The 23,271-nt window shown below is 62.1% G+C and carries 18 protein-coding genes; 16 read left to right on the top strand and 2 right to left on the bottom strand.

Annotated elements, in window-relative coordinates:
• The first annotated feature begins 256 nt into the window (after positions 1-256).
• The gene (locus tag KVU_RS06830; RefSeq protein ID WP_014537814.1) at positions 257-1,507 is read left to right on the top strand and encodes a glycosyltransferase; all 1,251 of its coding nucleotides are present in this window, start codon (positions 257-259) and stop codon (positions 1,505-1,507) included.
• Here KVU_RS06830 and KVU_RS06825 read toward each other — a convergent pair.
• A complete protein-coding gene (locus KVU_RS06825) occupies positions 1,476-5,441 on the bottom strand; it encodes a non-ribosomal peptide synthetase (RefSeq protein WP_014537813.1) in 3,966 nt (1,321 codons plus the stop codon). The genes KVU_RS06830 and KVU_RS06825 overlap by 32 nt on opposite strands.
• A gap of 433 nt (positions 5,442-5,874) precedes the next feature.
• Here KVU_RS06825 and KVU_RS06820 point away from each other — a divergent pair, with 433 nt between their 5' ends.
• The 10 genes from KVU_RS06820 to KVU_RS06775 all read left to right on the top strand — a co-directional run bounded on the left by KVU_RS06820 (position 5,875) and on the right by KVU_RS06775 (position 14,983).
• Positions 5,875-6,561, top strand: coding sequence for an IspD/TarI family cytidylyltransferase (locus KVU_RS06820; protein ID WP_236953056.1), 687 nt, complete (start codon positions 5,875-5,877; stop codon positions 6,559-6,561).
• Positions 6,558-6,839: a hypothetical protein gene (locus KVU_RS06815; RefSeq protein ID WP_013384614.1), complete on the top strand. Its 282-nt coding sequence runs from the start codon at positions 6,558-6,560 to the stop codon at positions 6,837-6,839. The genes KVU_RS06820 and KVU_RS06815 overlap by 4 nt, the downstream gene beginning before the upstream one ends.
• A complete protein-coding gene (locus KVU_RS06810) occupies positions 6,755-7,276 on the top strand; it encodes an SDR family NAD(P)-dependent oxidoreductase (protein ID WP_081447065.1) in 522 nt (173 codons plus the stop codon). Before KVU_RS06815 ends, KVU_RS06810 begins: the two co-directional genes overlap by 85 nt.
• 21 nt (positions 7,277-7,297) lie before the next feature.
• The gene (locus KVU_RS06805; RefSeq protein ID WP_013384612.1) at positions 7,298-8,434 is read left to right on the top strand and encodes a hypothetical protein; all 1,137 of its coding nucleotides are present in this window, start codon (positions 7,298-7,300) and stop codon (positions 8,432-8,434) included.
• Positions 8,427-9,668 (top strand): hypothetical protein, encoded by a 1,242-nt coding sequence (locus KVU_RS06800; RefSeq protein ID WP_013384611.1) that lies wholly within the window; start codon positions 8,427-8,429, stop codon positions 9,666-9,668. Before KVU_RS06805 ends, KVU_RS06800 begins: the two co-directional genes overlap by 8 nt.
• Complete coding sequence (locus tag KVU_RS06795; RefSeq protein WP_014537812.1) at positions 9,658-10,734, top strand: CDP-glycerol glycerophosphotransferase family protein; 1,077 nt, start codon at positions 9,658-9,660, stop codon at positions 10,732-10,734. Before KVU_RS06800 ends, KVU_RS06795 begins: the two co-directional genes overlap by 11 nt.
• A complete protein-coding gene (locus KVU_RS06790) occupies positions 10,731-11,819 on the top strand; it encodes a KpsE/RkpR family capsule polysaccharide export protein (protein WP_013384609.1) in 1,089 nt (362 codons plus the stop codon). Before KVU_RS06795 ends, KVU_RS06790 begins: the two co-directional genes overlap by 4 nt.
• Complete coding sequence (locus KVU_RS06785) at positions 11,816-12,592, top strand: ABC transporter permease (RefSeq protein ID WP_013384608.1); 777 nt, start codon at positions 11,816-11,818, stop codon at positions 12,590-12,592. The genes KVU_RS06790 and KVU_RS06785 overlap by 4 nt, the downstream gene beginning before the upstream one ends.
• Complete coding sequence (locus KVU_RS06780) at positions 12,589-13,245, top strand: ABC transporter ATP-binding protein (protein WP_013384607.1); 657 nt, start codon at positions 12,589-12,591, stop codon at positions 13,243-13,245. The genes KVU_RS06785 and KVU_RS06780 overlap by 4 nt, the downstream gene beginning before the upstream one ends.
• Before the next feature lie 235 nt (positions 13,246-13,480).
• Positions 13,481-14,983, top strand: coding sequence for a DHA2 family efflux MFS transporter permease subunit (locus KVU_RS06775; RefSeq protein ID WP_060486261.1), 1,503 nt, complete (start codon positions 13,481-13,483; stop codon positions 14,981-14,983).
• Positions 14,984-15,043: 60 nt separating this feature from the next.
• On the opposite strand, the gene KVU_RS06770 is transcribed toward KVU_RS06775, so the two are convergent.
• The gene (locus KVU_RS06770) at positions 15,044-16,408 is read right to left on the bottom strand and encodes a dicarboxylate/amino acid:cation symporter (protein WP_013384606.1); all 1,365 of its coding nucleotides are present in this window, start codon (positions 16,406-16,408) and stop codon (positions 15,044-15,046) included.
• A gap of 195 nt (positions 16,409-16,603) precedes the next feature.
• On the opposite strand from KVU_RS06770, the gene KVU_RS06765 reads away from it, so the two are divergent.
• From KVU_RS06765 to KVU_RS06745, 5 genes are all read left to right on the top strand, one after another.
• Positions 16,604-18,268 (top strand): sensor histidine kinase, encoded by a 1,665-nt coding sequence (locus KVU_RS06765; protein ID WP_013384605.1) that lies wholly within the window; start codon positions 16,604-16,606, stop codon positions 18,266-18,268.
• A complete protein-coding gene (locus KVU_RS06760; RefSeq protein WP_014537810.1) occupies positions 18,265-19,626 on the top strand; it encodes a sigma-54-dependent transcriptional regulator in 1,362 nt (453 codons plus the stop codon). The genes KVU_RS06765 and KVU_RS06760 overlap by 4 nt, the downstream gene beginning before the upstream one ends.
• Positions 19,627-19,780: 154 nt before the next feature.
• Positions 19,781-20,251, top strand: a complete 471-nt coding sequence (locus tag KVU_RS06755) for an NUDIX hydrolase (RefSeq protein WP_013384603.1) — start codon at positions 19,781-19,783, stop codon at positions 20,249-20,251.
• A 34-nt stretch (positions 20,252-20,285) separates the two neighbouring features.
• On the top strand, positions 20,286-21,782 hold the full coding sequence (locus KVU_RS06750; protein ID WP_013384602.1) for an inorganic phosphate transporter: 1,497 nt from the start codon (positions 20,286-20,288) through the stop codon (positions 21,780-21,782).
• Positions 21,783-21,984: 202 nt separating this feature from the next.
• On the top strand, positions 21,985-23,262 hold the full coding sequence (locus KVU_RS06745) for an NtaA/DmoA family FMN-dependent monooxygenase (protein ID WP_200908998.1): 1,278 nt from the start codon (positions 21,985-21,987) through the stop codon (positions 23,260-23,262).
• The last annotated feature ends 9 nt before the right edge of the window (positions 23,263-23,271 follow it).

Raw genomic sequence — 23,271 nt, 5'->3', positions numbered from 1 at the left:
ATCGCAGAAGCCTGCGGCATGCCTGCTTTATTGGCGATCTGTTGCCTGTGATCCCTGCGGCAACTTAATTTTTGGGCAGAGACTTGCCAGTTGCTTGCGGGATCGGCGGCAAATTACCTGCGCATGGTCAAAACATGTCGCAGGCCACGTATTTTCGCAATTATTAATTTTAATGCCGCATTAATCCGCCATTACAGGCTTGTTTCAAGGCATTGATATGTTAGCCGTTAACTATTGATACGCATGCGGAGCGCCCATGACCATTGTCATTATGACCGTTGGAACCGAGGGCGATGTCCGCCCCCATATCGCATTGGCGCAGGCGATGGTTAAGGCGGGGCTGGATGTGCGGCTTGCCGCGGATCGAGGCTTTTCTGCCGCTGTTGCTGCAGCCGGAATCGCCTTTGCGCCACTGACGGCGGATTTTGCGGGCATGATGCGCCGTAACCCGCAGGCTTTGGGGCGGGGCAAAAGCACCGCCGCCGCCCGCGTCGTCATTCGCGAGACGCGCGAGATGGCCCGCCACTGGCCCGCCGAGGCTGCCGCCGCCGCACAGGGTGCAAGCCTGCTGATCGGGTCGGGGAATATCTCGTTGGTCGCGGCCAGCCTTGCCGAAAAATACGATATTCCCTTTGTCCAGACCCAGTTGCAGCCGCTGGATTCCAGCCGCGCCTTGCCGCCGGTCTGGCTGCCGCCGCGCCGCCTGCCGGGGGCGGTGAACCTCGCCCTGCATCGCCTGCTGCGACAAACGGCGTGGCTTTTGACGCGCGGTATTGCCAATGACATGCGCCGCACACTGCAACTGCCGCCCTATCCGGTGAAAGGGCCTTGGCACAATGCCAAGGCGACGGGCGGCAAGGTGCTGTTCGGCTTTAGCCCTCATGTGGTGCCGCGCCAGCCCGAATGGGCGCCGCGTATCGCCATGCCCGGCTATTTCGTCCTGCCCCCCGCCGCAGATTTTACCCCGCCCGATGGGCTTGCCGACTTTTTGGCGGCGGGCGAGCGGCCGGTTTATATTGGCTTTGGCAGCATGCATACCGCCGCTGCGCCGGAACTGGCGGCGATCATTAAGCAAGCGGTGCGACTGATCGGACGGCGCGCGGTGGTCGGCAGCGGCTGGGCGCAGCTGGGTGATTATCTGGGGGATGACCCGCATATTTTCTGTGTCGGCAGCATCTCGCATGAATGGTTGTTTCCGCGCGTCGCAGCGGCGGTGCATCACTGCGGTGCGGGCACAGCAGCGGCTGCGGTACGTGCGGGTATTCCGACGGTGCCGGTGCCCTTCGTGGGCGATCAGTATTTCTGGGGCTGGCAATTAGGGCAGGCGGGTGTTGCAACGCCTGCGCTGGATCTGCGCAACCTGAACGCCCCCGCGCTGGCCGAGGCGATCTCGGACGCGCTGTCGCCGCAGATGCGCGATGCCGCCGCCGCGCTGGGGGAAAAGGTCCGCGCCGAAAACGGCGCGGAGGCTGCGATCACCCAGCTACGGGCGTGGGATCTGCTGTAAGCGCCTGTTCCTGCGCCACTATGCCTTGTGCGATAGTCGGGGCAACTGCGGCACGCAGCATCTCCATATGGCTGGCAGGCAGATCGCGCAGGGTCAGCTTGCCCCCGACATGGGGCTGCCACAGCGCAGGCTCGGCCCGCGAGGGGGCACTGCCGCGTTTGGCCGCGCGATAGAACAGCACATCCGCTTTGACATGGCCCGGCACCCAGCCCCGCATCAATTGCAGGTTGCGGCTGGCGACGGGTTTTAACAGGTCGATCAGCAAGGCGATATCCTCGGGACTGACGGGCAGGTCGGGGTCGTCGGCGACAAATCCCTGCACCAGCACATCCGCCATCATATCCAGCGAGGCAGGGGTGCCTGCGGGAAAGTCGATGCCCATCAGCGGGATCGCCTGTTCCATCAGCCAATTGTCGTCCTGCGCCTCGGCCAATGGGATCGGATAGCTGTCCAGCAAGGTCAGCGAGGCGACCTGATCGCCCGCCGCCTCGAGTGCGCTGGCAATCGCATGGGCGACCAGCCCGCCCATCGACCAGCCGACCAGCGTATAGGGCCCTTGGGGCTGGATGGCGCGGATACGTGCCAGATAGCGCTGCACCAGCCCCTGCATATCCAAAGGCGGCATGCCGTTTTGCATCAGGCCCGCGTCTTGCAAGCCGTAAACAGGGCGATCTGCGGGCAGATGCGGCACCAGTGTCGCGAAACCGACGGAGAGGCCCAGCACCGGGTGCAGACAAAAGACCGGACGCCCCTTGCCGGTGGCGCGCAGCGGCAGGGCGATCTCTTGCAGCATCGCCAGCGCGTCACCCTTGCCCTCCATCAGCGGCGCAAGGCTGGCGATGGTTGGCGCACCGAAAAAGGCAGGGATCGGCAGGCGGAAGCCGCGCTCGGACAAGATGAACGAGACCTGCACCGCCGCAAGGCTGTCACCGCCAAGGTCAAAGAAACTCGACTGCGTGCCGAAATTGCGATGACCCAGAACCTCGGCCCAGGCGTCGAATAGCGCGTGTTCCTCGGGCGTGGTGGGTATAGTCTGTTGGGCGGGTGCGGCGATGACCTCGGGCTCGGGCAGGGCGGCGCGGTTGAGCTTGCCCGCCGCGGTCACCGGCAGAGTATCGAGTATCATATAGCGTGTCGGCACCAATTGCTGCGGCAGCAGCCCCGCGACCGCGGCGCGGATGGCGCCCGGATCAGGCGTCAGAATGCTGTCTTCGGCCGGGATCAGATAGGCGGCTAGCAAGGTGCCCTGATCGGCCGGCCATAGTTTGACCGCCGCCTGCGCGACACCCGGAACTTGCAGTAGAGCGCCTTCGATTTCGGATAGCTCGGCGCGGACGCCGCGGATTTTGATCTGCCCGTCGTTGCGGCCCAAAATGGTGATCCGCCCGTCCGCATCGCGCCGCGCGCGGTCGCCGGTCAAATAGATCCGCGCGCCAGCGGCGGCGGTAAAGTGATCGGGCAGGAAGACCGTTTCTGTCAGATCCGGCCGCCCCAGATAACCCGTCGCAACACCCGCGCCGCCGATGGCCAACTGCCCCGGCATCCCCGGCGCAACCGCATTCAGCGCGCTATCAAGGATGTAGAACTGCGTATTCGCCAGTGGTAGACCCGCAGGGATGCTTGTGGCCTCGCAATCTGCGGCGGTCACGGCGTGGATGCTGGACCAGATCGTTGTCTCGGTCGGGCCATAGACGTTGATCAGCGCCCGGGCGTGGCTTAGCAAACGCCCGGCGAGGGGCGGTGATAGCGGCTCGCCGCCGCATAGCAGTCGCAGGCCCGCCAAGGCATCGCCCTGACCCGCCCCAAGGAACATCTGCCAAAAGGTCGGCGTCGCCTGCATCATGGTAATGCTGTGATCGGTGATCAGTTGCGCCAGTGCGCCCGGGTCGCTTTGTGCACCGCGCGGCGCCAACACCAGATGTCCACCCGCCAGCACCGGCAACAGCAGCTCAAGGATCGAGATATCAAAGGTCACCGATGTCGCCGACAGCCAGCGCTCGTCCGGGCCAAAGTCCAGCGTCTCCATCATGCTGCGCAGCAGGTTATCAAGGCTTGACCATGGCACCACGACGCCCTTCGGGCGTCCGGTGGTGCCGGATGTATAAATGACATAGGCGCTTTGCGGTGGCACTTGCGGCGCGCGCGGCTGCAGATAGGGCAGGCCGATGGCCTCGCCGCTGCGGTCAAGCCCCAGCACCGGCAGGCCCGCAGGCAGGCCATGCGGCATACGGTCATCAGTCAGCACCAGCGCAGGGGCGGCGTCTTGCAAAATTGCGGCATTACGGTCGCGCGGCCCATCTGCATCCAGCGACAGCCATGTCGCGCCCGTGACAGCCACGGCCAGCATCGCAATCAACTGGCGGCGATCACGCGGCAACATCAGCGCCACCACATCGCCCGGACATACGCCCGCCATCGCCAGCGCGCTTGCCAGCGCATTCACCTGCTGCGCCAGCGCGGCACGGCTCACCGGCCCGTGCAGATCGGTCAGCGCCAGATGCGATGGGCTGAGGCGCGCGTGACGCATCATCACTGTATGCAGCCGCTCCAGCGGACGCTCTTGCGCGGTGGCGTGCCGGTCGACTTGCAGCGCAGCAACCTCGATGGGGCGGAGCAGAGGCAGGTCGCGCATTGCTGCATCGGGCTGTGTGATCGCGGCGCGCGTGAGGGCAAAGATACGATCCAGATGCGCCTCGAGCGCCTGCTGGCTGTAAAGCGCGGGATTGGCGTAAAGGCCAAAATCCAGTCCTTGCCCGTCCTGACGGTCAAAAACAAAGATCGTCAGATCTTCCATGATCCCATTGCTGATGTTGCGGTTGCGCGCGCCATAGGGGCCAAAGCGCAGATCGTAATCAAAGGGTTCGATATTGATCGCCATGCGTGACAGGTGATCTTGGGTCTGGGTGTAACCCAGGGCGCGGCGCAGGTCTTCGTAACGGAAGCTTTGATGCTTCAGCGCGCCGCGCATCACCCGCCGCACCTGCGCCAGCATATCGGTAAAGGGCATATCCTGCGCCATGGCAAAGCGCAGCACGACCGCATTCGCCGCCATGCCCGGCACTTGCCGCATCGCGCGATCCAGCCGCCCCATCACCGGCATCCCGACGCAAAGGTCGTTCTGGTCCGTCATACGATAAATATAGCTGCCCAAAGCCGCAGTCAGGAATTGCGGCAGGCTCGCCCCATGCACCTTTGCAACCTCGGCCATTTCTGCGGTCAGATCGGCGGGGAAACAGCGGTTCGCGGCGACGAAGCCCTGCCGGGCCAATTGCATATCGCGAACGCGCGCAGTTTTGGTCGACAGCGTGACGGGCTGCGGCGGCGCGGCCAACTGATCGCGCCAATAGGCCAGATCCATCTCGCGCCGCTTGCTGGTTTTATAGGCGGCCTCAGCCATGATCAGCGTGTCAAGCGGCAGGAAGGGCGAGGGGCCCGCGTCGCGCCCCTCTAGCATCGCCGTGTAAATCGCAGCAACGCGCGCGACCAGCATCCCGCCCGATGCGCCGTCCAGCACGATGTGATGCGCGCAGTGGAACCAGACGAACCGATCATCCGCCAGTTTCAACAGCGCCGCCTGCCACAGCACATCATTCGCCAGATCACTGGGCGCGACCAGCCGCGTCATCATCCAGTCCTGCGCGGCGATGTCAGGCGCGGCGGCAGCGCTGACATCGACAAAGGGGATCTGGCCCGGATAGCTGGGCAGGATGCGCTGCACCGGCCCCTCGGGCGTCGTGCGAATCGTCAGACGGGTGGTTTCGGCCTCGGCGGTCACCTGCAAAATCGCGGCGCGAAAAACAGCCAGATCCACCGGGCCCGCGATCTCAATCGCTTCGGCGATGTTGAACGTGCCGCCTTCGGCGCGCAGCAACTCGCCCATCCATACCCCACGCTGGGCCGTTGTCAGTGGTAGATTTCTATCCGTGCTGGTCATGATGCGCTCTCCGACGTTCTGACGAAATCACAAAGTTAGAAACATTTGCCCATCGGGCCGCCCGCTGAGGTTGCCCGTTTCTTCATCGTTCGCGTTAACTTTTGCTCAACTTATGATTGAGGCAAATCCACTGATTCACAAGGCATAACTTGGGATAAAAAGTTAATTATGATGGCAATGATTGAAATTTGGGCAGGACGTTTTGCCGGGGTTTGTAAACAAGGTGTTAATTTTTATGTCGCGATAGGTTTTGTATTTCCCGTCACATTCCCGACATATTCCGCGCCTATTTCGATCATTGGTCCAATACGTCCTGTGCGGATTAGTATTTGAGAAACCAATAGAGCTTACCTCTCGATCCACGGTCGGATTGGGGGTGCCCGCTTTGACCGTGTCGACGATCAGACATTTGGACAAAGGGGGGCGTGCAGACGTGCGGTCACAGCGATTCACATTCCTATTGTTATCGGGCGGGGTCGGTACGCGGGCCTCGGCCGGGCTGCCAAAGCAGTTCCGCGCGATCTTGGGGCGACCGATGATCAGCTATGCGGTCGCGATCGCCGCTGCGCATCCGCAGATTGCACAGATCATCACCAACGCCCCCGCTGGGTTCGAAGAGATGACCCGCGATATGATCGCCCCCCACGCGGGCAATGTGCCGTTTCAGATCCTGCGATCTGGCGCGACACGCCAGCACAGCGTCGCCCTGCTGCTTGAGGCGGCCGGGACCGAGGTTGTGATCCTGCACGAGGCCGCGCGTCCCTGTATCGACGGCGCGATGATCGATCAGTTGCTGGATCACAGCGCGGAAAACGTCGGGCTTTACGGCCCCATTCCCTTTTCGATGTGCCGTATCGGCGCAGATGGCTATGTCACCGCCCCCGTGCCACGAGACGAGGTCTTCGACATCCAGTTGCCGCAAAAGTTCAACCGAGCCGATCTGCAGCGATGCCACCAGATGGCGCGGCGCGACGGGCTGGTTTTCACCGAAGATTCGCAGCTTTGCCATCACTACGGGGCCCGCGTTCAGGCGCTGCCGGGGGCGCATAAAAATATCAAGGTCACCTATCCAGAAGATTTCGGCATTGCCGGACAATTGTTGAAGGGATTCCACGCATGAAAGCGATTGTAGTTACCGGGGGCACGCGCGGTATTGGGTTCGAGATTGCCCGTCTTTTCGCGACGCGCCCCATGAATGCCGAGGCGGTGGTACTGACCGGCACTGATCCTGCGCGGCTGGCGGATGCTGCCGCTGCAATTCAGGCCGAGATTTTGGATCAGCGCATCAGCAATGTCAGCCGCGTTATCCCGTACTGTCGGATCTGTCGCGGGCGCAGGCCTATGATGCTTTCTTTGACACGCTGGCGGCGCTGGATGTCGAGGTCGAGATGCTGGTGAATAATGCGGGCTTTACCGCGCCGGGCCCGATCGAGACCGTAACGGATGATGATTTCGCCCGCACTTTGCAGGTTAACCTGATCTCGCCCGTCTTGCTGGTGCGCGAGGCGATGCGGCGCGGCCATGGCTTGCGGATCGTGGTGAATATCGCCTCAACCGCCGGGATGAACGGGCGCGCGAATTGGATTACCTATTCCGCCTCCAAAGCGGGGATGATCGCTGCCTCTGAGGCCATGCGCGAAGAGCTTGCATGCAAAGGGATCGACGTTGTCCTGCTGTCGCCCGGCCGCTGTGCCACCGATCTGCGTCGTACCTTGGCCCCGGACGAGGATCCCAGCACGATCATGCAGCCGGCCGAGGTTGCAAGCGCGCTGCATTTCCTGTGCTCGAATGCGGGGGCAGTGCTGCGCAAACAGAATTTGGTCCTGCGGCGCTAGGGTTTCGGTGGGACGCTAGGGATGGATCGCAGCTATACATCAGCCGTGTTGGTCGACAGCCCGATTGCGACCGCAGTGGCGCAGGTGTTGCCATTCTATCGGGCAGGCACATTCTGCGCTGCGCAATCCCCCCTGTTTTTGCGGCGGCAATGGGGACAGTATCTGTCGCCCCTGCGCGCGCGCGTCGCGCAGGATTGCGGCTTGCAGGTCATCGCGCGCGGCCAGGCGCTGACGTTACCGCTGCGGCGCGGCGGCGTTGCCTATTATCCCTTCAACAGTCAGGGCAATTTGAACGCCGTGAACAATCGTCAGTATCGCCATGTGCTGATCCTGCACGGGGAATCGAACAAGGCGGCGTCGGTGCGGCCGGCAGCGCGGATCTATGATTTCGTTTGTATCGCTGGACCACTTGCCCGCGCGCGCTATCGTGACGCGGGTATCTTTACCGATGCCGATCTGCGCGGTGGCCGCCTGATCGAGGTTGGCGATCTGTTTGTGCAGGATTTGTATGGCTATCGGCCGGGGCAGGCGGGTGACTATCTGCTGTATACGCCGACCTGGGAAGGCTATGGCAGTCGCCGCAATGACCATTCCTCGCTGATCGGCGGGTTTGGCCGTGCGGTTGTGCAGCAGATTATGTCCGGCGGCGCCCATCGCGGGGTGATCATCCGCCCACATCCCTATACGGGCACGCTGTCACGCGCGCATCTGATCGCGCTGCGGCGTGATGTGATGGCGCTGGCGCGGGATTTTCCTACGTTTATTGATCTGCGCGATGCCAATCCGCTGCTGCGGCTGGCGATGACCGGCCTGCGCCACTTTAACGCCCAAGGCACAGCTCCTATTTCGCTTGCCCTGTGCGATGTCAGCGGCATGGAGGCCGCCTTGCTAAAGGCCCGGATTCCGCACCGCATTTTGCTGCGCCAATTCAGCCCGCCTGCCGCTTTGGCGCAGGTCTATCGTGTCAAATCCATCGCGGTCACGGGCGCACCAGCGCCCGATCACGCCGCCCTGCAAGAGGCCGACGCCGCCCATCGCGCCCTTGTTTTCGGCCATGCCGACCCCGCCATGGCCGCACAGCCGCCCGCTATCCGCCGCGCCTTTGTCGAGGAAATGATTATGCACAGCCGCTTTTGGGAAGGGGGGCGTGATGACTGAGCTTTTGGCGATGATCTATGCGGGCTGTATCGCCGCAATCAGCCTGCGCTGGTTCCCATTCGGCCCGCCGCACCCAAGACGCTATGCACTCGCGGCCCTTACCGCAGTAATCGCAACCTTGCCTCTTTATGCCCTGGGCGGCGCGCTGCTGTTTGGGGCGAGCGCGCTGACGCTTTGTGCGTTTTACCTGGCGGCGCTGTCGCCACGACTTTGGCAATCAAAGCCGGGTGCCATCGCGCGCAACAGGATCTATTATTTGCGAATTGCCGCCCTTGCAGCATTGCCATTCTTGTTTGCCATTGGTCCGATTTGGGGCGCCTCAGCATGGTTCGGCGCGCTGCTGCTATTGACCTTGGCGATTGCAATCCGCCCAAAATCCGTACGGACGGCCCCGCCGCCCCCTGACTACGCATCGCTTGTTCAGGCGGCGCAGGGCACAGCAATCTATTTTGCTGGCAGCAAGCTAAAGCCGTCTGTCATGCAGACACGCCAAGCCCTTTTGGCGCAGGGTATTGATCCCATTATCATTTTTCGAAACCTTGCTTGCTATCGAGCCTATAAAGGGGGCGGCGCGCGCTATTACATGCGCCGCCTTGTGCAGCTTGATCCGTTTTTTGCCGCCGGGCTGGCACGGATATTCTATCCATCCGAGGATAGTTTGAACACGCATGCATTGCGCCAGAACGGCGTCACCCATCTGCGTATGCTCGCCTTTGCCGATACTTTGCGCCCGGCGCTGCCAAAGCTGATGCGCAGCTATAGCGGGATCTATAGTTTCTTTCCGCCGCCGCCGATGATCTGCACCGCGGCCACGTTGGAAAACCTCAGCGTGACGCTGCTGCCAGGCGGTCCGTTCACGCTGATGGGCGAGACAGGCGTGACTGCCCGCTTACCCGCGCCAAAAGCCACGCGTGCCATTGCGGTGGTGATCACCGCCGACGCTGGCCCGTTCATGGCGCTTTTCACTGCGGCCGAAGCGCTGCTTCATACCTTGGGCGCGCACCGGCCCGATAGGGTTGCCCTTTATATCGGCACTGGCTTTGCGCCGGGCCAAAGGGAATTGCTGCATGCTCTAGCGTTACGCATTTTGCCGGATCTGCGAATTGAGACGGCTTTTGGCATCATCAACGGGGATTTTCGCGCGATTCATCCGCTTGGCATGACCGCAACCCGCATGGCCGAGATCAGCCAAAGCCCACTCGCGTTATCACAGGCTGTTTCTGATGCTGCTTAAACATTTTCAAAAGACCGTCGCGCCGCCGGATCTGCGGCCCTATCCGCTCGCATTTCATTTCTCTGGCCCGGATTACCATGACACCGGCCATGTCGATATGTGGGCGCCCTACCTCCATCGCGCGCAGGTGCCTTGGTTTGTCATTTGCCGCGAGGAAAATCACTATGCCAGCCTGAATGCGCGCGGCATTACGGCGATTTTTGCGCCGAAGGAGGCAGATTTGCGACGCCTGGTGCCCTCGCACCTGCGTGCAGTGCTGTATGCCAATAATGGTCACCGCAACCGCGATATGATCACCGCTTTTCCCGATGCGACACATGTGCAGATGCTGCACGGCGATTCAGACAAGCCGCCCTCCTATTCCCTGTTAACCAAAAGCTTTGATCAGGTCTGGGTGGCGGGTCAGATTGCGATTGCGCGCTATGCGGCCCATGGCGTGATGATCCCGCTGGATCGATTTCGCATTATCGGCCGGCCGCAGGCGGAAAACCTGCTGCGTGGTCCGCGTAGGCGCGCGCGCGAAGCCCTGACGATTGGCTACATGCCGACCTGGCTCGGCTATTCACAAACGACGCGGTTTTCGTCGTTGGAGCTTGCGCCCCATATCATTGCCGCGCTGGGCCAGATCACGCCGCGCCCGCATATTCTGTTCAAAGCGCACCCCCTCAGCACGCAGAGCACCACCATGCACCCCATTGTGAAAGCGATCGCGGCTGCCGGCGGCGATATGATCGCACCGCACACCCCGGCTGCCGATATTTACAACCGCGCCGATGTCCTGCTGACAGATCTGTCCTCGACCATGGCCGATTATCTTTACACCGGTCGACCGCAGATTGTGACAGTGCCACAGGGCGTTGATATCGCTGACTTTCCCTCGGCGCGCGCGGCCTATCACCTCAAGGGGGCAGCAGATATCGCTGCGATTATGGCGCAGATTTCGACCGATGATCCCTTGCAGACTGCGCGCATTGCCCTGCGCGAACAATTGTATGGGGCGGGATTGGACGGGCCGCCAGATGCGCCCTTTATCGCGGCGGTGCGGGCTTTGGTTGGCGCGCCATGATGCGGTTGTGGTCGTTTCTGGGGCTGGTTGCGCTGCCTGCGCTGCTATCGGCGCTTTATTTCGGGGCCATCGCCTCGGATCGCTATGCGGCGAATGCAAGTTTTGTTGTGCGCAGTATCGAAGGCGGCGGTGGCGGCGCGGATATGCTCTCGTCCCTGACCGGCATGACCAGCGCGGGCTCGACCCGTTCGGATTCTTACGTTCTGGGACGGTTTTTACACGCGCCCGATATGCTGCGCCGCATTGATGCGGCTCTTGGCTTCGATCGCCTGTTTGCAGATCCGGCGATCGACGCGCTGCAACGCCTTGATCCCGCTGCCGCATTCGAGGATCGCCTGCGCTATTGGCGCAGACATGCGACCAGCCGGTTCGACGCGACCACATCAATCTTTGAATTCGAGGTCGAGGCCTATTCAGCCCAAGACGCCGTCGATATCGCCAATCTGGTGCTTGATGCCTCGGTCGAGGTGATCAATCGCCTGTCCGAAGAGGCGCGCAGCGCGGCCCTGCAACAAGCGACGCAGGAATTGCAGCGGGCTGAGGATCAGTTGCGCGCCGCCCGCGCGGCGCTGACCACCTTTCGCACCGCGCGCAATATTGGCGATCCGACAATCAATCTGACCCTGCAAGAACAGCGCATTTCGACGATTTCTGGCCAGATATCGAGCCTGAGGGCTGATGTCGCAAGCCTAGAGCGTAGCGCACCGCAATCCCCCGCACTGGGCGTGCGGCGCAACCAATTGGCGGGCTTGACGGATGAGCGCGACCGCTTACGCGCCGAAATTGCGGGGGCAGATGGGGCAGGGGCTTTGGCCGCGGCAGTGTTGTCGGACTACGAAGACCTGCAAATGAGCCAAGAGTTCGCCCAACAATATTACGCCTCCGCGCTGACATCCTACGAGTCTGCGCGCGCCAATGCGGATCGGCAACAACGCTATCTGGCGGTTTTCGCCGATCCCTATCCCGAAGAAATCGCGAAATACCCGTATCGCATCCTGACGCCTGCGCTGATTTTCCTTGGTCTTTCATTCGCTTGGCTGGTCGGGTTGCTTTTGACGCAGTTGATTTGGGATCACCGCCGATGACGCGCGCCGCTGCAATACAGGTGCAGGCCCATGTGCTGAACGCGCTGCTGGTGCGCGAGGCGCGGATCGGATTTGGCGGCACATGGTGGGGCTATTTGTGGGTTGTATTGCAGCCCGCCGTTGTGCTGACCGCGCTTGTGTTGATCTTTAACCTGCTGGGGCGGCATGCGCCGTTTGGGCCGTCGCTTGCGCTGTTTTTTGGCACGGGTGTGTTGATGGTCGAATTCTATAGCCGCATGTCCGCCAGTTTGACCGGCGCGCTGACCGCGAATGCCCATCTGGCGCCGTTTGCCGTGGTCAAACCGATGGATAGTGTGATGGCGCGCTGGCTGCTTGTCAGCACGGTGCATGGTGTGATCGCCATCGCCTTTTTCAGCGGCGCAATCTGGCTGAGCGGCGCCGCGCCGCCCGCCGATCTGGCGCAGATGGTGGCCGCCTATGGGATACTTGCGGCCTTTTGTCTGTTTGCGGGGCTGTGGCATGCGCTGATTTTCAGCGCATGGCGCGGTTGGCGCTTTGTCGAGCGGATGCTGGCGCGCCCGGTCTTTTTTATCTCGGGCGTATTCTACATCCCATCGCTGCTGCCCGAGGTTTTGCGCAATATCCTCTGGTTCAACCCGCTGCTGCATCTGGTCGAGATGATGCGCAGTGGCCTTTATGGTAACTATCACAGCACGATGATCAGCCTGCAATATCTGGGACTTTTGACGCTTGGCCTTGGGGCGACGGGACTTTTGGTCGAACGTATCAGCCGGGGCAAGCGTGGGCGATGATCGCGTTTCAAAAGGTCAGCCGGTGGTACGGGCCGCCGCAGGACACGGCGTTTATCTTGCAAAACACAGATGCTGTTTTCGAAACGGGCCAGCATTATGTGATCATGGCGACGGCTGGCAGCGGAAAGTCGGCGCTGCTGCGGTTGATTTCGGGTGCGGATCAGCCCAACAGCGGTCGAGTGCAGCGGGACGAGGCTGTTTCATGGCCGCTTGCGATGGCAACGATCTTTACACCGCGCCTGACGGCCCGCCAAAATCTGGGGTTTATTGCACGTTTACATGGGCTTGCGACGGATCACCTAGTTGGCAAGATCGAGGAATTTGCCACCCTCGGTCGCGCGCTGGATCGCCCGGTGGGCAGTTTCACAACGACACAGCGCCTTGCCCTGGCATTTGGCGCGTCATTCGCGGTGCCCTTTCACACGCATCTGATTGACGAGACCTATATGACGCGCAACCGCGTGCTTGGCCCAAAGGTGCAAAACGGGCTTGAAAATCTGTTTGCCAGCCGACGCGTGATCGCCGCCTCGCCCGATGCGAAATTCGCGCGCCGCTATTTCCAACGCGGTTTTCTGCTGCACCAGCGCGGCTTGCACCTCTATACAAATATCGACGCGCTGATCGCTGCATTCGAGGCCGCACGCCTGACATAAACGCGTGACCTTGCTGTGCGATATATGCCGCTCCTGCAGATTGATCGGTGCATAACTATATGTAAAAATGCATAAATCAGACGGTGCGAAACACGATGTGATCACTTTCATCGCGTCTGTTTCGCAATGCGCGCTAATGACGCAACGTCTTGAAACCATATTGACTTATTCGTGGCCTGCTGGTCTATACCCCCGTTCCGCATTGCGGTCAGACCTCCAAAATTCGAGTGCTCCCATGTCAGCCCCAGATTCTCTGGCTGGATCGCAAGATCCGGCACACGTCCCCAATGCCTTCGCGGCCGCGCCTTTGTCGCCCGAAGATAAGGCACGCAATAATATCGTGATCATTCTGCTGCTGGTTGCGACATTCGTCGTCTTCCTCAATGAAACGATCATGAGCGTCGCGCTGCCCAGCCTGATGGCTGATCTGAATATTTCCGCCAGCGCTGCGCAGTGGTTGACCTCGGCCTTCCTGCTGACCATGGCCATCGTCATCCCGACGACCGGCTTTATCATGCAGCGCCTGACGACCCGCGCCGTGTTCATCGCCGCGATGACCTGTTTCTGCATCGGCACGCTGGTTTGTGCGACCGCGCCGAACTTTCCGATCCTATTGGTCGGTCGTGTAGTGCAGGCGGTCGGCACGGCGATCATGATGCCGCTGATGATGACGACGGTGATGACCGTTGTGCCGCCAGAAAACCGTGGCCGCGTCATGGGCAATATCTCGATCGTGATCTCGGTCGCGCCGGCGCTTGGCCCGACGATTTCGGGCATTATCCTTGAATTGCTGAACTGGCGCTGGATGTTCTGGCTGGTGCTGCCGATTGGCCTTGGCGCGCTGGCGCTGGGCTATGCGCTGATGCGCAACATCGGCGAGACCCGCAAGGCGCCGCTGGATATCCTGTCGGTCATCCTGTCCGCGATCGGTTTTGGCGGTCTGGTTTACGGTCTGTCGTCGATTGGCGAGGGTGCCGCCCACGGCGTCGAGCCCGCGCTGCCGCTGTGGCTGTCGCCCAGCATCGGTGCCATCGCGCTGGTGCTGTTCGTCGCCCGCCAGTTCCAACTGCAACGCGAAGAGCGCGCGCTGCTGGATCTGCGCACCTTGGCGCATCCGGCCTATGCGGTCGCGGTTGTTGTGCTGGCGTTGACCATGCTGGGTCTGTTCGGTGCGGTCATTCTGCTGCCGATCCTGATGCAAAGCGTCATGGGCATGACCACGCTGCAATCGGGTCTGATGTTGCTGCCGGGCGGCCTGCTGATGGCGATCATGGCCCCCATCGTTGGCCGGATCTATGACAAGCAAGGCCCGCGTATTCTGGTGGTGCCCGGTTCGATCCTGACGACGGCAGCACTGTTCGTGATGACGCTGGCGGGCAGCTCGATCGTGATCTTGCTGGGCGCGCATCTGGTCCTCAGCGTGGGCCTCGCAATGCTGTTCACGCCGCTGTTCTCGTCGGGCCTTGGCGCATTGCCGCAGCGTCTTTACAGCCATGGTGCGGCGCTGGTCAGTGCGCTGCAACAGGTTGCCGGCGCGGCAGGGATCGCGGTTCTGATCTCGGTCATGACGTTGCGCGGCAGTGCACTGGCGGCGGGCGGCGCAAGCGCGCATGATGCGATCATGGGCGGTGTCCATAGCGCACTGCAACTGGCGGCGGCGCTGTCGGTGCTGGCGATCATCGGGGCGTTCTTTGTGAAAGGCACCCCCGGCGGCAGCGCTGGTCACGGCCACCACTAAGCAAAAGAAAACCCCGGGCAGAACACTCTGCCCGGGGTTTTTTCTTGTCCAAACGCCAGATCAGTCGGCGTTCTTTTCGCCAAGGTTCAGACCGGCGGGGGCGTTGATCTCGGTCACCGGGGTGGCTTTCGCGCCAAATTCGTGACCGCCCAGAACCGCATGCAGACGCTGGGTATCCAGCTGACCCTCCCAACGGCTAACAACAACGGTCGCGACCGCATTGCCGATAAAGTTGGTGATCGAGCGGCATTCCGACATGAAACGGTCAACGCCCAGGATGATCGCCATGCCCGCAATCGGAACCGAGGGCACGATCGACAGCGTTGCGGCCAGCGTGATAAAGCCCGCGCCGGTAACGCCCGCCGCACCCTTTGACGACAGCATCGCCACCAGCAGCAGCATGATCTGATCGCCCAGCGACAGGTCGATATTCGTCGCCTGCGCGATGAACAGCGCCGCCAGCGTCATGTAGATGTTGGTGCCGTCAAGGTTGAACGAATAGCCGGTCGGCACGACAAGGCCGACAACAGGGCGCGCGCAGCCCGCCTTTTCCATCTTTTCCATCAGCGAGGGCAGGGCGGATTCGGACGATGACGTGCCCAGCACCAGCAGGATCTCGGCCTTCAGATACGAGATCAGGCGGAAGATCGAAAAGCCGTTCACGGCGCAAACCGTGCCCAGAATGACGATCACAAAGACGGCGGCGGTCAGGTAGAACGTGCCAACCAGCGCGGCAAGATTGACGACCGTGCCGATGCCATAGGCGCCGATGGTAAAGGCAAAGGCACCAAAGGCACCCACGGGCGCGGCCTTCATCAGAATATCGACAATACGGAAGACGACCTGACCTGCGGCCTCTAGCAAGGTGACGACGGGTTTCGCGCGCTCGCCCACCAGAATGATGCCGACGCCGAACAAGATGGCGACGAACAGCACCTGGATGATGTTGCCCTGTGTGAATGCACCGACCATCGTATTGGGAATGATGTCCAGCAAAAATCCGGTCAACGTGCTGTCATGCGCCTGACTGGCGTAATTCGCCACGCTGCTGCCATCCAGCGTCGCGGGATCGATGTTCATGCCTGCGCCGGGGCGCACCACATTGGCAACGATCAGCCCGACGATCAGCGCAAGGGTCGAGAAGACAAGGAAATAGCCAAAGGCTTTGCCTGCAACCGAACCGACGCCGCGCAGGTCGCGCATACCGGCAAGGCCGGTAACGATGGTAATAAAGATCACCGGCGCGATGATCATCTTTACAAGTTTAATGAACCCGTCGCCCAAGGGCTTGAGCGAGGCGCCGAAGGTGGGCCAGAGATGCCCGATCAGCGCGCCCAGAACGATGGCGACGATGACTTGGAAATAAAGGTGGCGGTAAAACGGACGAGGGCCATGCCCCGCCGTGGAAGCGGTATCGCTTAGCATCTGTTCTCCTCCAACATGTGCCCGGCTAACTGTGCGGGGCAGAATAATCCGGTGGGCGGGGGGAACAAATTTTCGCCACATTTGGCTAAGTCGCTGATTAATAGGTAATCTATCTGCTGCGGCTATGTTAAAATGTGTGGTTTTACACACATGTCATTTCATGTAGTGTGGAAACCGATACACGCAGGGCGGATCATGGCAGCGCAACGGCTTTCTCATTTCTCACCGCGCGCCCTGGCCGTCGGCGCGGCGCTGGTGGTGTTTGGGGTGGCGCTATGCGCGATCGCCTATGCGCTGGAATATCGCAGCGCGATAGCGCGGCTGGACAACCGGGCCGAGGCGACTGCGCTGTCGCGGGTGCAGGCCCTCGAGAGCGTTCTGGCGACACAGCGCGCCGTGGCGGCTGTGCTCTCTGACGATGCGATGGTGGTTGGCGCGCTAGAGGCTCCGCTGCCGGCCCTGACCGATGGTGTCTCGCAAAAGCTGGACCGCTTGCGGGCCGAGACGCGCAGCACCGTGATCTATTTGCTGGATCGCAGCGGCACGGCGATTGCGGCCTCGAACTGGGATCAGCCCGATAGCTTTGTGGGCGAGCGCTATGATTTTCGCACCTATTACAGTCAGGCGATGACGGGTGGCACTGCGCTGGAATTCGCACTGGGCACGGTCAGCAATCGCCCCGGCCTCTATCTATCGCATGATGTCCAGCAGGGCGGCGCGGTCATTGGCGTGGTCGTCGTCAAAATGGAATTTGGCGCAATCGAGGCTGCTTGGGCGCGTACCGAAGATCAGACCGAGGTCCGTGATGCGGCGGGCATTGTGCTGATTGCGGGCGATACTTCGCAGCGCTTTTTGCCCAGTGGCCCGGACGGGTCGGGCGTTACGGTGATCCAACCTGTCGCGGACACGCCGGGCTGGACGCTGCGCCTGACGACGCCCGCGGGTGATGCGGTGATCGCGGGCCTGATCGCTGCAGCGGCGGCCCTTTTGGTGCAGCTTGTCGCCTTGGCAGTCTATCTGCGCGCGCGCCGTCTGCGCGATCAGCGGCACGAGGCGCAGGCAACGGCCGCCCGTTACAGCGCTGATTTGCAACGCGAAGTTGATATCCGCACCCGCGCCCTCACGAATGAGATGGCCGAGCGTCGTGCCGCTGAGGCGCGTCTTGCACGGATGCAGGCGGATCTTGTGCAGGCCAATAAGCTTGCAACCCTTGGACAAGTGACGGCGGGCCTCGCGCATGAGGTGAACCAGCCGCTGGCAACCATTCGTCTGCTGGCCGAAAGCGGTGCGGCGCTGATCGATGCCGCCCCCGGCGAGGCACGCCAGAATATGGACAGCGTTGTCCATACCGTCGATCGCATCAGCCAGATTATGACGCATCTGCGGGGCTTTGCACGCAAGGCGACGGGATTGCAGGGGCCGGTCGTGCTGCGCGATGCGATTGACGCATCGATCCAGCTGACGGCCTCGCGCAGGCGGGGCGAGGGGCCGCGCATCATCATCGCCGGTGACAGCGGTCTGGCCGTCAGGGCCGAGGCGGTGCGTTTGGAACAGATCCTGATCAACCTGATCCAGAACGCGCAGGATGCGATGGTCGGACATGCCAATCCACAGATCGAAATTGGGATCACAGCGGGCGGCACCGAAGTCACGGTCACCATTGCCGATAATGGTCCGGGCGTCACGCCCGATGTGGCCGCGCAATTGTTCACGCCCTTTGCCTCGACCAAGACGGACGGGCTGGGGCTGGGGTTGGTCATTGCGCGCGATATTGCGCGTGACCTGGGCGGGGCGCTGACCCTCGACCCCGCGATTGCCGGCCAAGGGGCCTGCTTCCGTCTCAGGCTTCGCCGCGCATGACCGACCTTTCGCTGATCCGCCTTGTCGATGACGACCCGGCCCTGCGCACCGCGCTGTCGCAAGCGCTGCGCATCGCAGGCTTTACCGTCGAGGCCTTTGACGGGGCCGAGGCTGCGCTGGCGGGCCTTGATGACAGCTATCCGGGTGTGGTGCTGTCGGATGTACGGATGCCCGGCACCGATGGTCTGGAATTGCACCGCCGCTTGCATGCGATGGACCCTGAACTGCCGGTGATCTTGCTGACGGGACATGGCGATGTCGCAATGGCGGTCGCCGCGATCCGTGCTGGCGCATGGGATTTCCTGACCAAGCCTGTCGGGACCGATGCTTTGGTGGCGGCGTTGCGGCGGGCGCTGCTGGCGCGCGGCCTCGTGCTCGAGAACCGCTATCTGCGCCATCTGCCGCGCGCCGTGGCCGAGCCGGGGGTCCTGCTGGGCACCAGCGCCGCCATCACCCAATTGCGCGAGGCGGCGCAGCGTCTGGGCGAGGCCAGCGCCGATGTCTTGATCACCGGCCCCAGCGGCGCGGGCAAAAAGGCGATGGCGCGCGCGATCCATGCGGCGGGGCCGCGGCGGGGGCGAGCCTTTGTCCATGTCGCCTGCGATAGTCTGGACGAGGCGCGGTTTGATCTAGAGTTTTTGGGTGCCGAGGCGGGGCATGCCGGAACGCCGCGCCATGCCCGCACCATTGGCCGGTTCGAACAGGCGCATCGCGGCATCTTGCTGCTGCATAATGTCGATCTGCTGCCCCTTAGCCTACAGGCGCGCATCGCCCATGTGATCGAGGCCCGCAGCTTTTATGCGCTGGGCGCGACGGTGGCACGGCCGCTTGATCTGCAAATTCTGGCGATCACCCGCGCCGATCTGGCCGCTGCGATGGCCGAGGGACGCTTTCGCGCCGATCTTTACTATCGCCTCTCGGGTGTTAGCCTCAGCATGCCACCTTTGGCCGAGCGGCGCGATGATATCCCCGCGCTGTTTCGCCATTTCCTAATTGCGGCCTGTGGGCGTCTTGGGGTCTCTGTTCCGGCCCTGACCCCGGCGGTGCAGGCGCGATTGTCGGCCCATAACTGGCCCGGCAACGCGCGCGAGCTAGAGCAGTTCGCAGCCGCGCAGGCGCTTGGACTGCCCGCCTTGCCCGCAGGTCTGATGGATGCCGCCGCCGATATGAACCTGCCTGCGCTTGTCGCGCAATATGAGGCCGGTATCTTACGTGCCGTGTTGCAGGCGACCGCTGGGAATGCGACCCTTGCGATGACGCGGCTGGGCCTTGCGCGCAAGACCTTCTACGACAAGCTGAACCGCCACGGCATCCGCCCGGATCAATTTCGCGCCGATAGTTCTGAAACGGGCAGCTAGCGGCATTTTGACGCCGAAAATCGTATAATTCTTGCCATCCTTGCAAACGTGTGCAGAAAAATCGCGCCTTGCCCTTGGCATTGCTGCCAAAAACTGGCTTGGACAACCACCGGCCCATGTGGCCCGCAACGCAAGGGGTTCGAAAGGGGATGCCATGTTCAAAATGATCTGGAGCGAATTCATCGCCCCCATGTTGCGCCGCCCGGCGCGCTATCAGGTCGCCGCCCTGTGCTGGCGCAAGGCAGGGGACGGGTTCGAAGTGCTGCTGGTCACCTCGCTGACATCGCACCGCTGGATCGTGCCCAAGGGCTGGCCAAAGAACGGACGCGACAGCGCGGCCGTGGCGTTGGAGGAGGCATGGGAAGAAGCGGGCATTGCCCCGACTGCGACCCCTGCCAAGCGGATCGGCCAATATCACTATATCAAACGGATGCGCGGCAATGTCCCTGTGCGAACCGAAGTTGACGTTTTCGCCATCGAAGTGCGCACCTTGCTGGATCAATACCCCGAGGTTGGTCGCCGCGAGCGGCGCTGGGTCGCGCCCGCCGTTGCGGCGCAGATGGTGGATGAGCCAGAGCTAAAGGCGCTGCTGCGCGCCAGCCCCTCGTTGGTCGGCCTTGGCTGATCGCTGACCAATAGATTGAATTAAAGAGTATCACTTGACCGACCGTTCCAGTCTGAACCAAGCCGAGGGCCCGACCCATGAATGGGCGGCCCTCGACCGCGATCTGAACCGTATCTCGCGCGTCGAGGACGCCACCTTTTACATCGCGCGCCCGATGGTTGGGTTTGGCCTTGCCATTGTTTTCGTGGCATTGGCGGCGCTATGGGCGGCGATTATCGTCGGGGGTGCGCCGGGCGGCGTGATGATTATCGTCGCCTCGGTCTTTGCGGCCTATCTGGCGCTGAATATCGGCGCGAATGATGTGGCCAATAATATGGGGCCAGCGGTGGGCGCGAATGCCCTGTCGATGACCGGCGCGCTGGTCATCGCCGCCGTGTGCGAGACGGCGGGCGCGCTGATCGCAGGCGCGGATGTTGTCGGCACTATCGCCAATGGCATCGTTGCGCCCAGCAGCTTTGCCAATAGCGATATTTTCGTCATTGCCATGATCTCGGCCCTGCTGTCCTCGGCGGTCTGGATCAATCTGGCGACGTTTCTGGGCGCGCCGGTTTCTACCACCCATGCGATTGTTGGCGGCGTTGTTGGGGCCGGGATCGCAGCGGCGGGTTTTGGTGCGGTGGATTGGGGCGGCATCGGTCGCATCGCCGCAAGCTGGGTCGTATCGCCCGTCCTCGGCGGAGTAATGGCGGCGGCCAGCCTTGCGCTGGTGCATCGGCTGGTGATCGACCGGGCCGATAAGATCGCTGCGGCGCGGGTCTGGGTGCCGGTGCTGATCGGCATCATGGCTTGGGCCTTTGGCGCCTATCTGGCGGTCAAGGGGCTCAAGCAGATCGTGCATGTCTCGATGGCCGGTGCGCTGTTGATCGGCGCGGCGCTGGGCGTTATCAGCTATCTGGCGTCGCGGCCCTATATTGCGCGCAAATCCATCGGCCTCGAGAACCGTAACAAATCGCTGAAAGTGCTGTTCCAACTGCCACTGGTCGTGTCAGCCGCGCTGATGAGCTTTGCGCATGGGGCCAATGACGTCTCGAATGCGATTGGGCCGCTGGCGGCGATTGTGCAGACGCTGGGGCTGAATGGCGCGGATGTCGGATCGATCCCGCTGTGGGTCATGGTCATCGGCGCGCTGGGCATCTCGCTGGGGCTGCTGCTGTTTGGGCCGAAACTGATCAGCATGGTGGGCGATCAGATCACCAAACTGAACGCGATGCGGGCCTATTGCGTGGCGCTGTCGGCCGCGGTGACGGTGATTGCGGCTTCGTGGCTGGGGCTGCCGGTCAGCTCGACCCATATCGCGATTGGCGGCATTTTCGGCGTCGGATTCTACCGCGAATGGGGCGAAGCGCGCCGCATGAGCCGCGGATTGGAAACCGAAGCCGCGCCTGCCATCGCTAATGAGGAACGCCGCCGTCGCCGCCTTGTGCGTCGCTCGCACTTCCTGACGATTGTGGCGGCTTGGATCATCACAGTGCCCGCGACGGCGCTGCTGTCGGCGCTTGGTTTCCTCGCGCTGCGCCTGCTGATGGGCTAATAGCGTAAAATTCAGGCGGATCGCTTTGGGCGCGCAGGGTTTCACCCCGCGCGCCTTTTTCATGCTTGACCGTATCTGATTTGGCAAAGTGATATCACACTATGTGATGCCATATTGCGCGGCCGCCCGCGACGGAGCCCAGATGCGAAAAATACACCTTGGATATGACCTGTCTTGGACGCACCTAGAAGGGCGCTGGCGGATGCCGGGATCGTGGTCACATGCAACCTTTCCCGATATGCGCATCTACCGCGAAATTGCGCAGATCGCCGAACGCGGCCTGTTGGATTTCCTGTTCTTTGGCGACGGGAACGGCATTCCATCGACCTATCAGGGCAAACGGGACGGGGCGGTGAAATGGGGCCTTGGCTGGCCGCGTCTGGACATGTCGCCCTATATCGCGGCGATGTCGCAACTGACGCAGCATATCGGCTTTGGCCTGACCTATTCCTCGACCTTCATGCATCCGTTCTATACGGCGCGCCTGCTGAATTCGCTCGATCACGTCACGGGCGGACGGCTTGCGTTCAATGTCATCGCCTCGTCCCGCCGCGCCGATGCCGCCAATTACGGCTTTGACGAGCTGATGGAACATGCCCGCCGCTATGAGCGGATGGAAGAATTCATGGATGTCTGCTTCAAGCTGTGGGCCTCGGTCGAGCCGGATGCGATGATCTGGGACCGCACCACGGGGCAGGTGGCCGATCCGCATAAAGTCCATGCGATCAATCACAAGGGCGAATTTTTCTCGGTCGCGGGGCCGCTCGCCTCGCCGCCCTCGCCGCAGGGGCGGCCGGTGATCGTGCAGGCGGGTGTCTCGCCGCGCGGGGTCGAGGCGGCGGCAAAGTTCACCGACATGATCTTTGCCAGCTCCCCAGGGTTGGAAAAGCAGGTCGCCCATCGCAAGCGGATCGACGATGCGCTGGTGCTGCAAGGCCGCGATCCGGCGGGCATCGGCATCATCTGGGATGTGGTCCTGATCGTGGGCGAGACCGAGGCCGAGGCCAAGCACCGCCACAAGCTGCTCGCGAACGCCCTGCCGCCCGAGGCGCTGCCCGTTTACCTCTCGCACCATTCCGGTTTCGACATGTCGAAACTGCCCGCCCAGTTCACCGTCAATGAAATCAACGCCGAGATCGTGAAATCCAACGCCTCGCCCGTGGGTTTCCTGAACATGGCGCAGATGTTCGACCCTGATCAGCAGATCTCGCGCGCTGAGTTCTTCGACGCGATGGCGGATCATGCGACGGGGGCCGATCACGCGGTGGTGGGCGATGCGACACAGATCGCAGATTATCTGGAAGAGACATTCGTCGCGACCGGCGAGCGTGGCGGTTTCATGATCGCGCATCCCACAGGCGTGCCGCGCGATCTGCTGAATGTCATCGACTTTCTTGTGCCCGAATTGCAGCGTCGGGGGCGGTATCGGACCGCGTATCGCGGCAAAACCCTGCGCGAAAACCTCAGCGACGACGAATAGGATCACGCC

It is taken from the genome of Ketogulonicigenium vulgare WSH-001 (assembly GCF_000223375.1).
GTDB lineage: Bacteria > Pseudomonadota > Alphaproteobacteria > Rhodobacterales > Rhodobacteraceae > Ketogulonicigenium > Ketogulonicigenium vulgare.
The sequence above is the reverse complement of the archived record's forward strand: the minus strand, read 5'-3'. Positions and strand labels throughout refer to the sequence as shown.

Excerpts from the sequence above, each read along its gene's own strand:
- KVU_RS06830 (WP_014537814.1), top strand. The coding sequence starts at position 257 with ATGACCATTGTCATTATGACCGTTGGAACCGAGGGCGATGTCCGCCCC.
- KVU_RS06825 (WP_014537813.1), bottom strand. The coding sequence starts at position 5,441 with ATGACCAGCACGGATAGAAATCTACCACTGACAACGGCCCAGCGTGGG.
- KVU_RS06815 (WP_013384614.1), top strand. The coding sequence starts at position 6,558 with ATGAAAGCGATTGTAGTTACCGGGGGCACGCGCGGTATTGGGTTCGAG.
- KVU_RS06805 (WP_013384612.1), top strand. The coding sequence starts at position 7,298 with ATGGATCGCAGCTATACATCAGCCGTGTTGGTCGACAGCCCGATTGCG.
- KVU_RS06800 (WP_013384611.1), top strand. The coding sequence starts at position 8,427 with ATGACTGAGCTTTTGGCGATGATCTATGCGGGCTGTATCGCCGCAATC.
- KVU_RS06795 (WP_014537812.1), top strand. The coding sequence starts at position 9,658 with ATGCTGCTTAAACATTTTCAAAAGACCGTCGCGCCGCCGGATCTGCGG.
- KVU_RS06790 (WP_013384609.1), top strand. The coding sequence starts at position 10,731 with ATGATGCGGTTGTGGTCGTTTCTGGGGCTGGTTGCGCTGCCTGCGCTG.
- KVU_RS06785 (WP_013384608.1), top strand. The coding sequence starts at position 11,816 with ATGACGCGCGCCGCTGCAATACAGGTGCAGGCCCATGTGCTGAACGCG.
- KVU_RS06780 (WP_013384607.1), top strand. The coding sequence starts at position 12,589 with ATGATCGCGTTTCAAAAGGTCAGCCGGTGGTACGGGCCGCCGCAGGAC.
- KVU_RS06775 (WP_060486261.1), top strand. The coding sequence starts at position 13,481 with ATGTCAGCCCCAGATTCTCTGGCTGGATCGCAAGATCCGGCACACGTC.
- KVU_RS06770 (WP_013384606.1), bottom strand. The coding sequence starts at position 16,408 with ATGCTAAGCGATACCGCTTCCACGGCGGGGCATGGCCCTCGTCCGTTT.
- KVU_RS06765 (WP_013384605.1), top strand. The coding sequence starts at position 16,604 with ATGGCAGCGCAACGGCTTTCTCATTTCTCACCGCGCGCCCTGGCCGTC.
- KVU_RS06760 (WP_014537810.1), top strand. The coding sequence starts at position 18,265 with ATGACCGACCTTTCGCTGATCCGCCTTGTCGATGACGACCCGGCCCTG.
- KVU_RS06755 (WP_013384603.1), top strand. The coding sequence starts at position 19,781 with ATGTTCAAAATGATCTGGAGCGAATTCATCGCCCCCATGTTGCGCCGC.
- KVU_RS06745 (WP_200908998.1), top strand. The coding sequence starts at position 21,985 with ATGCCGGGATCGTGGTCACATGCAACCTTTCCCGATATGCGCATCTAC.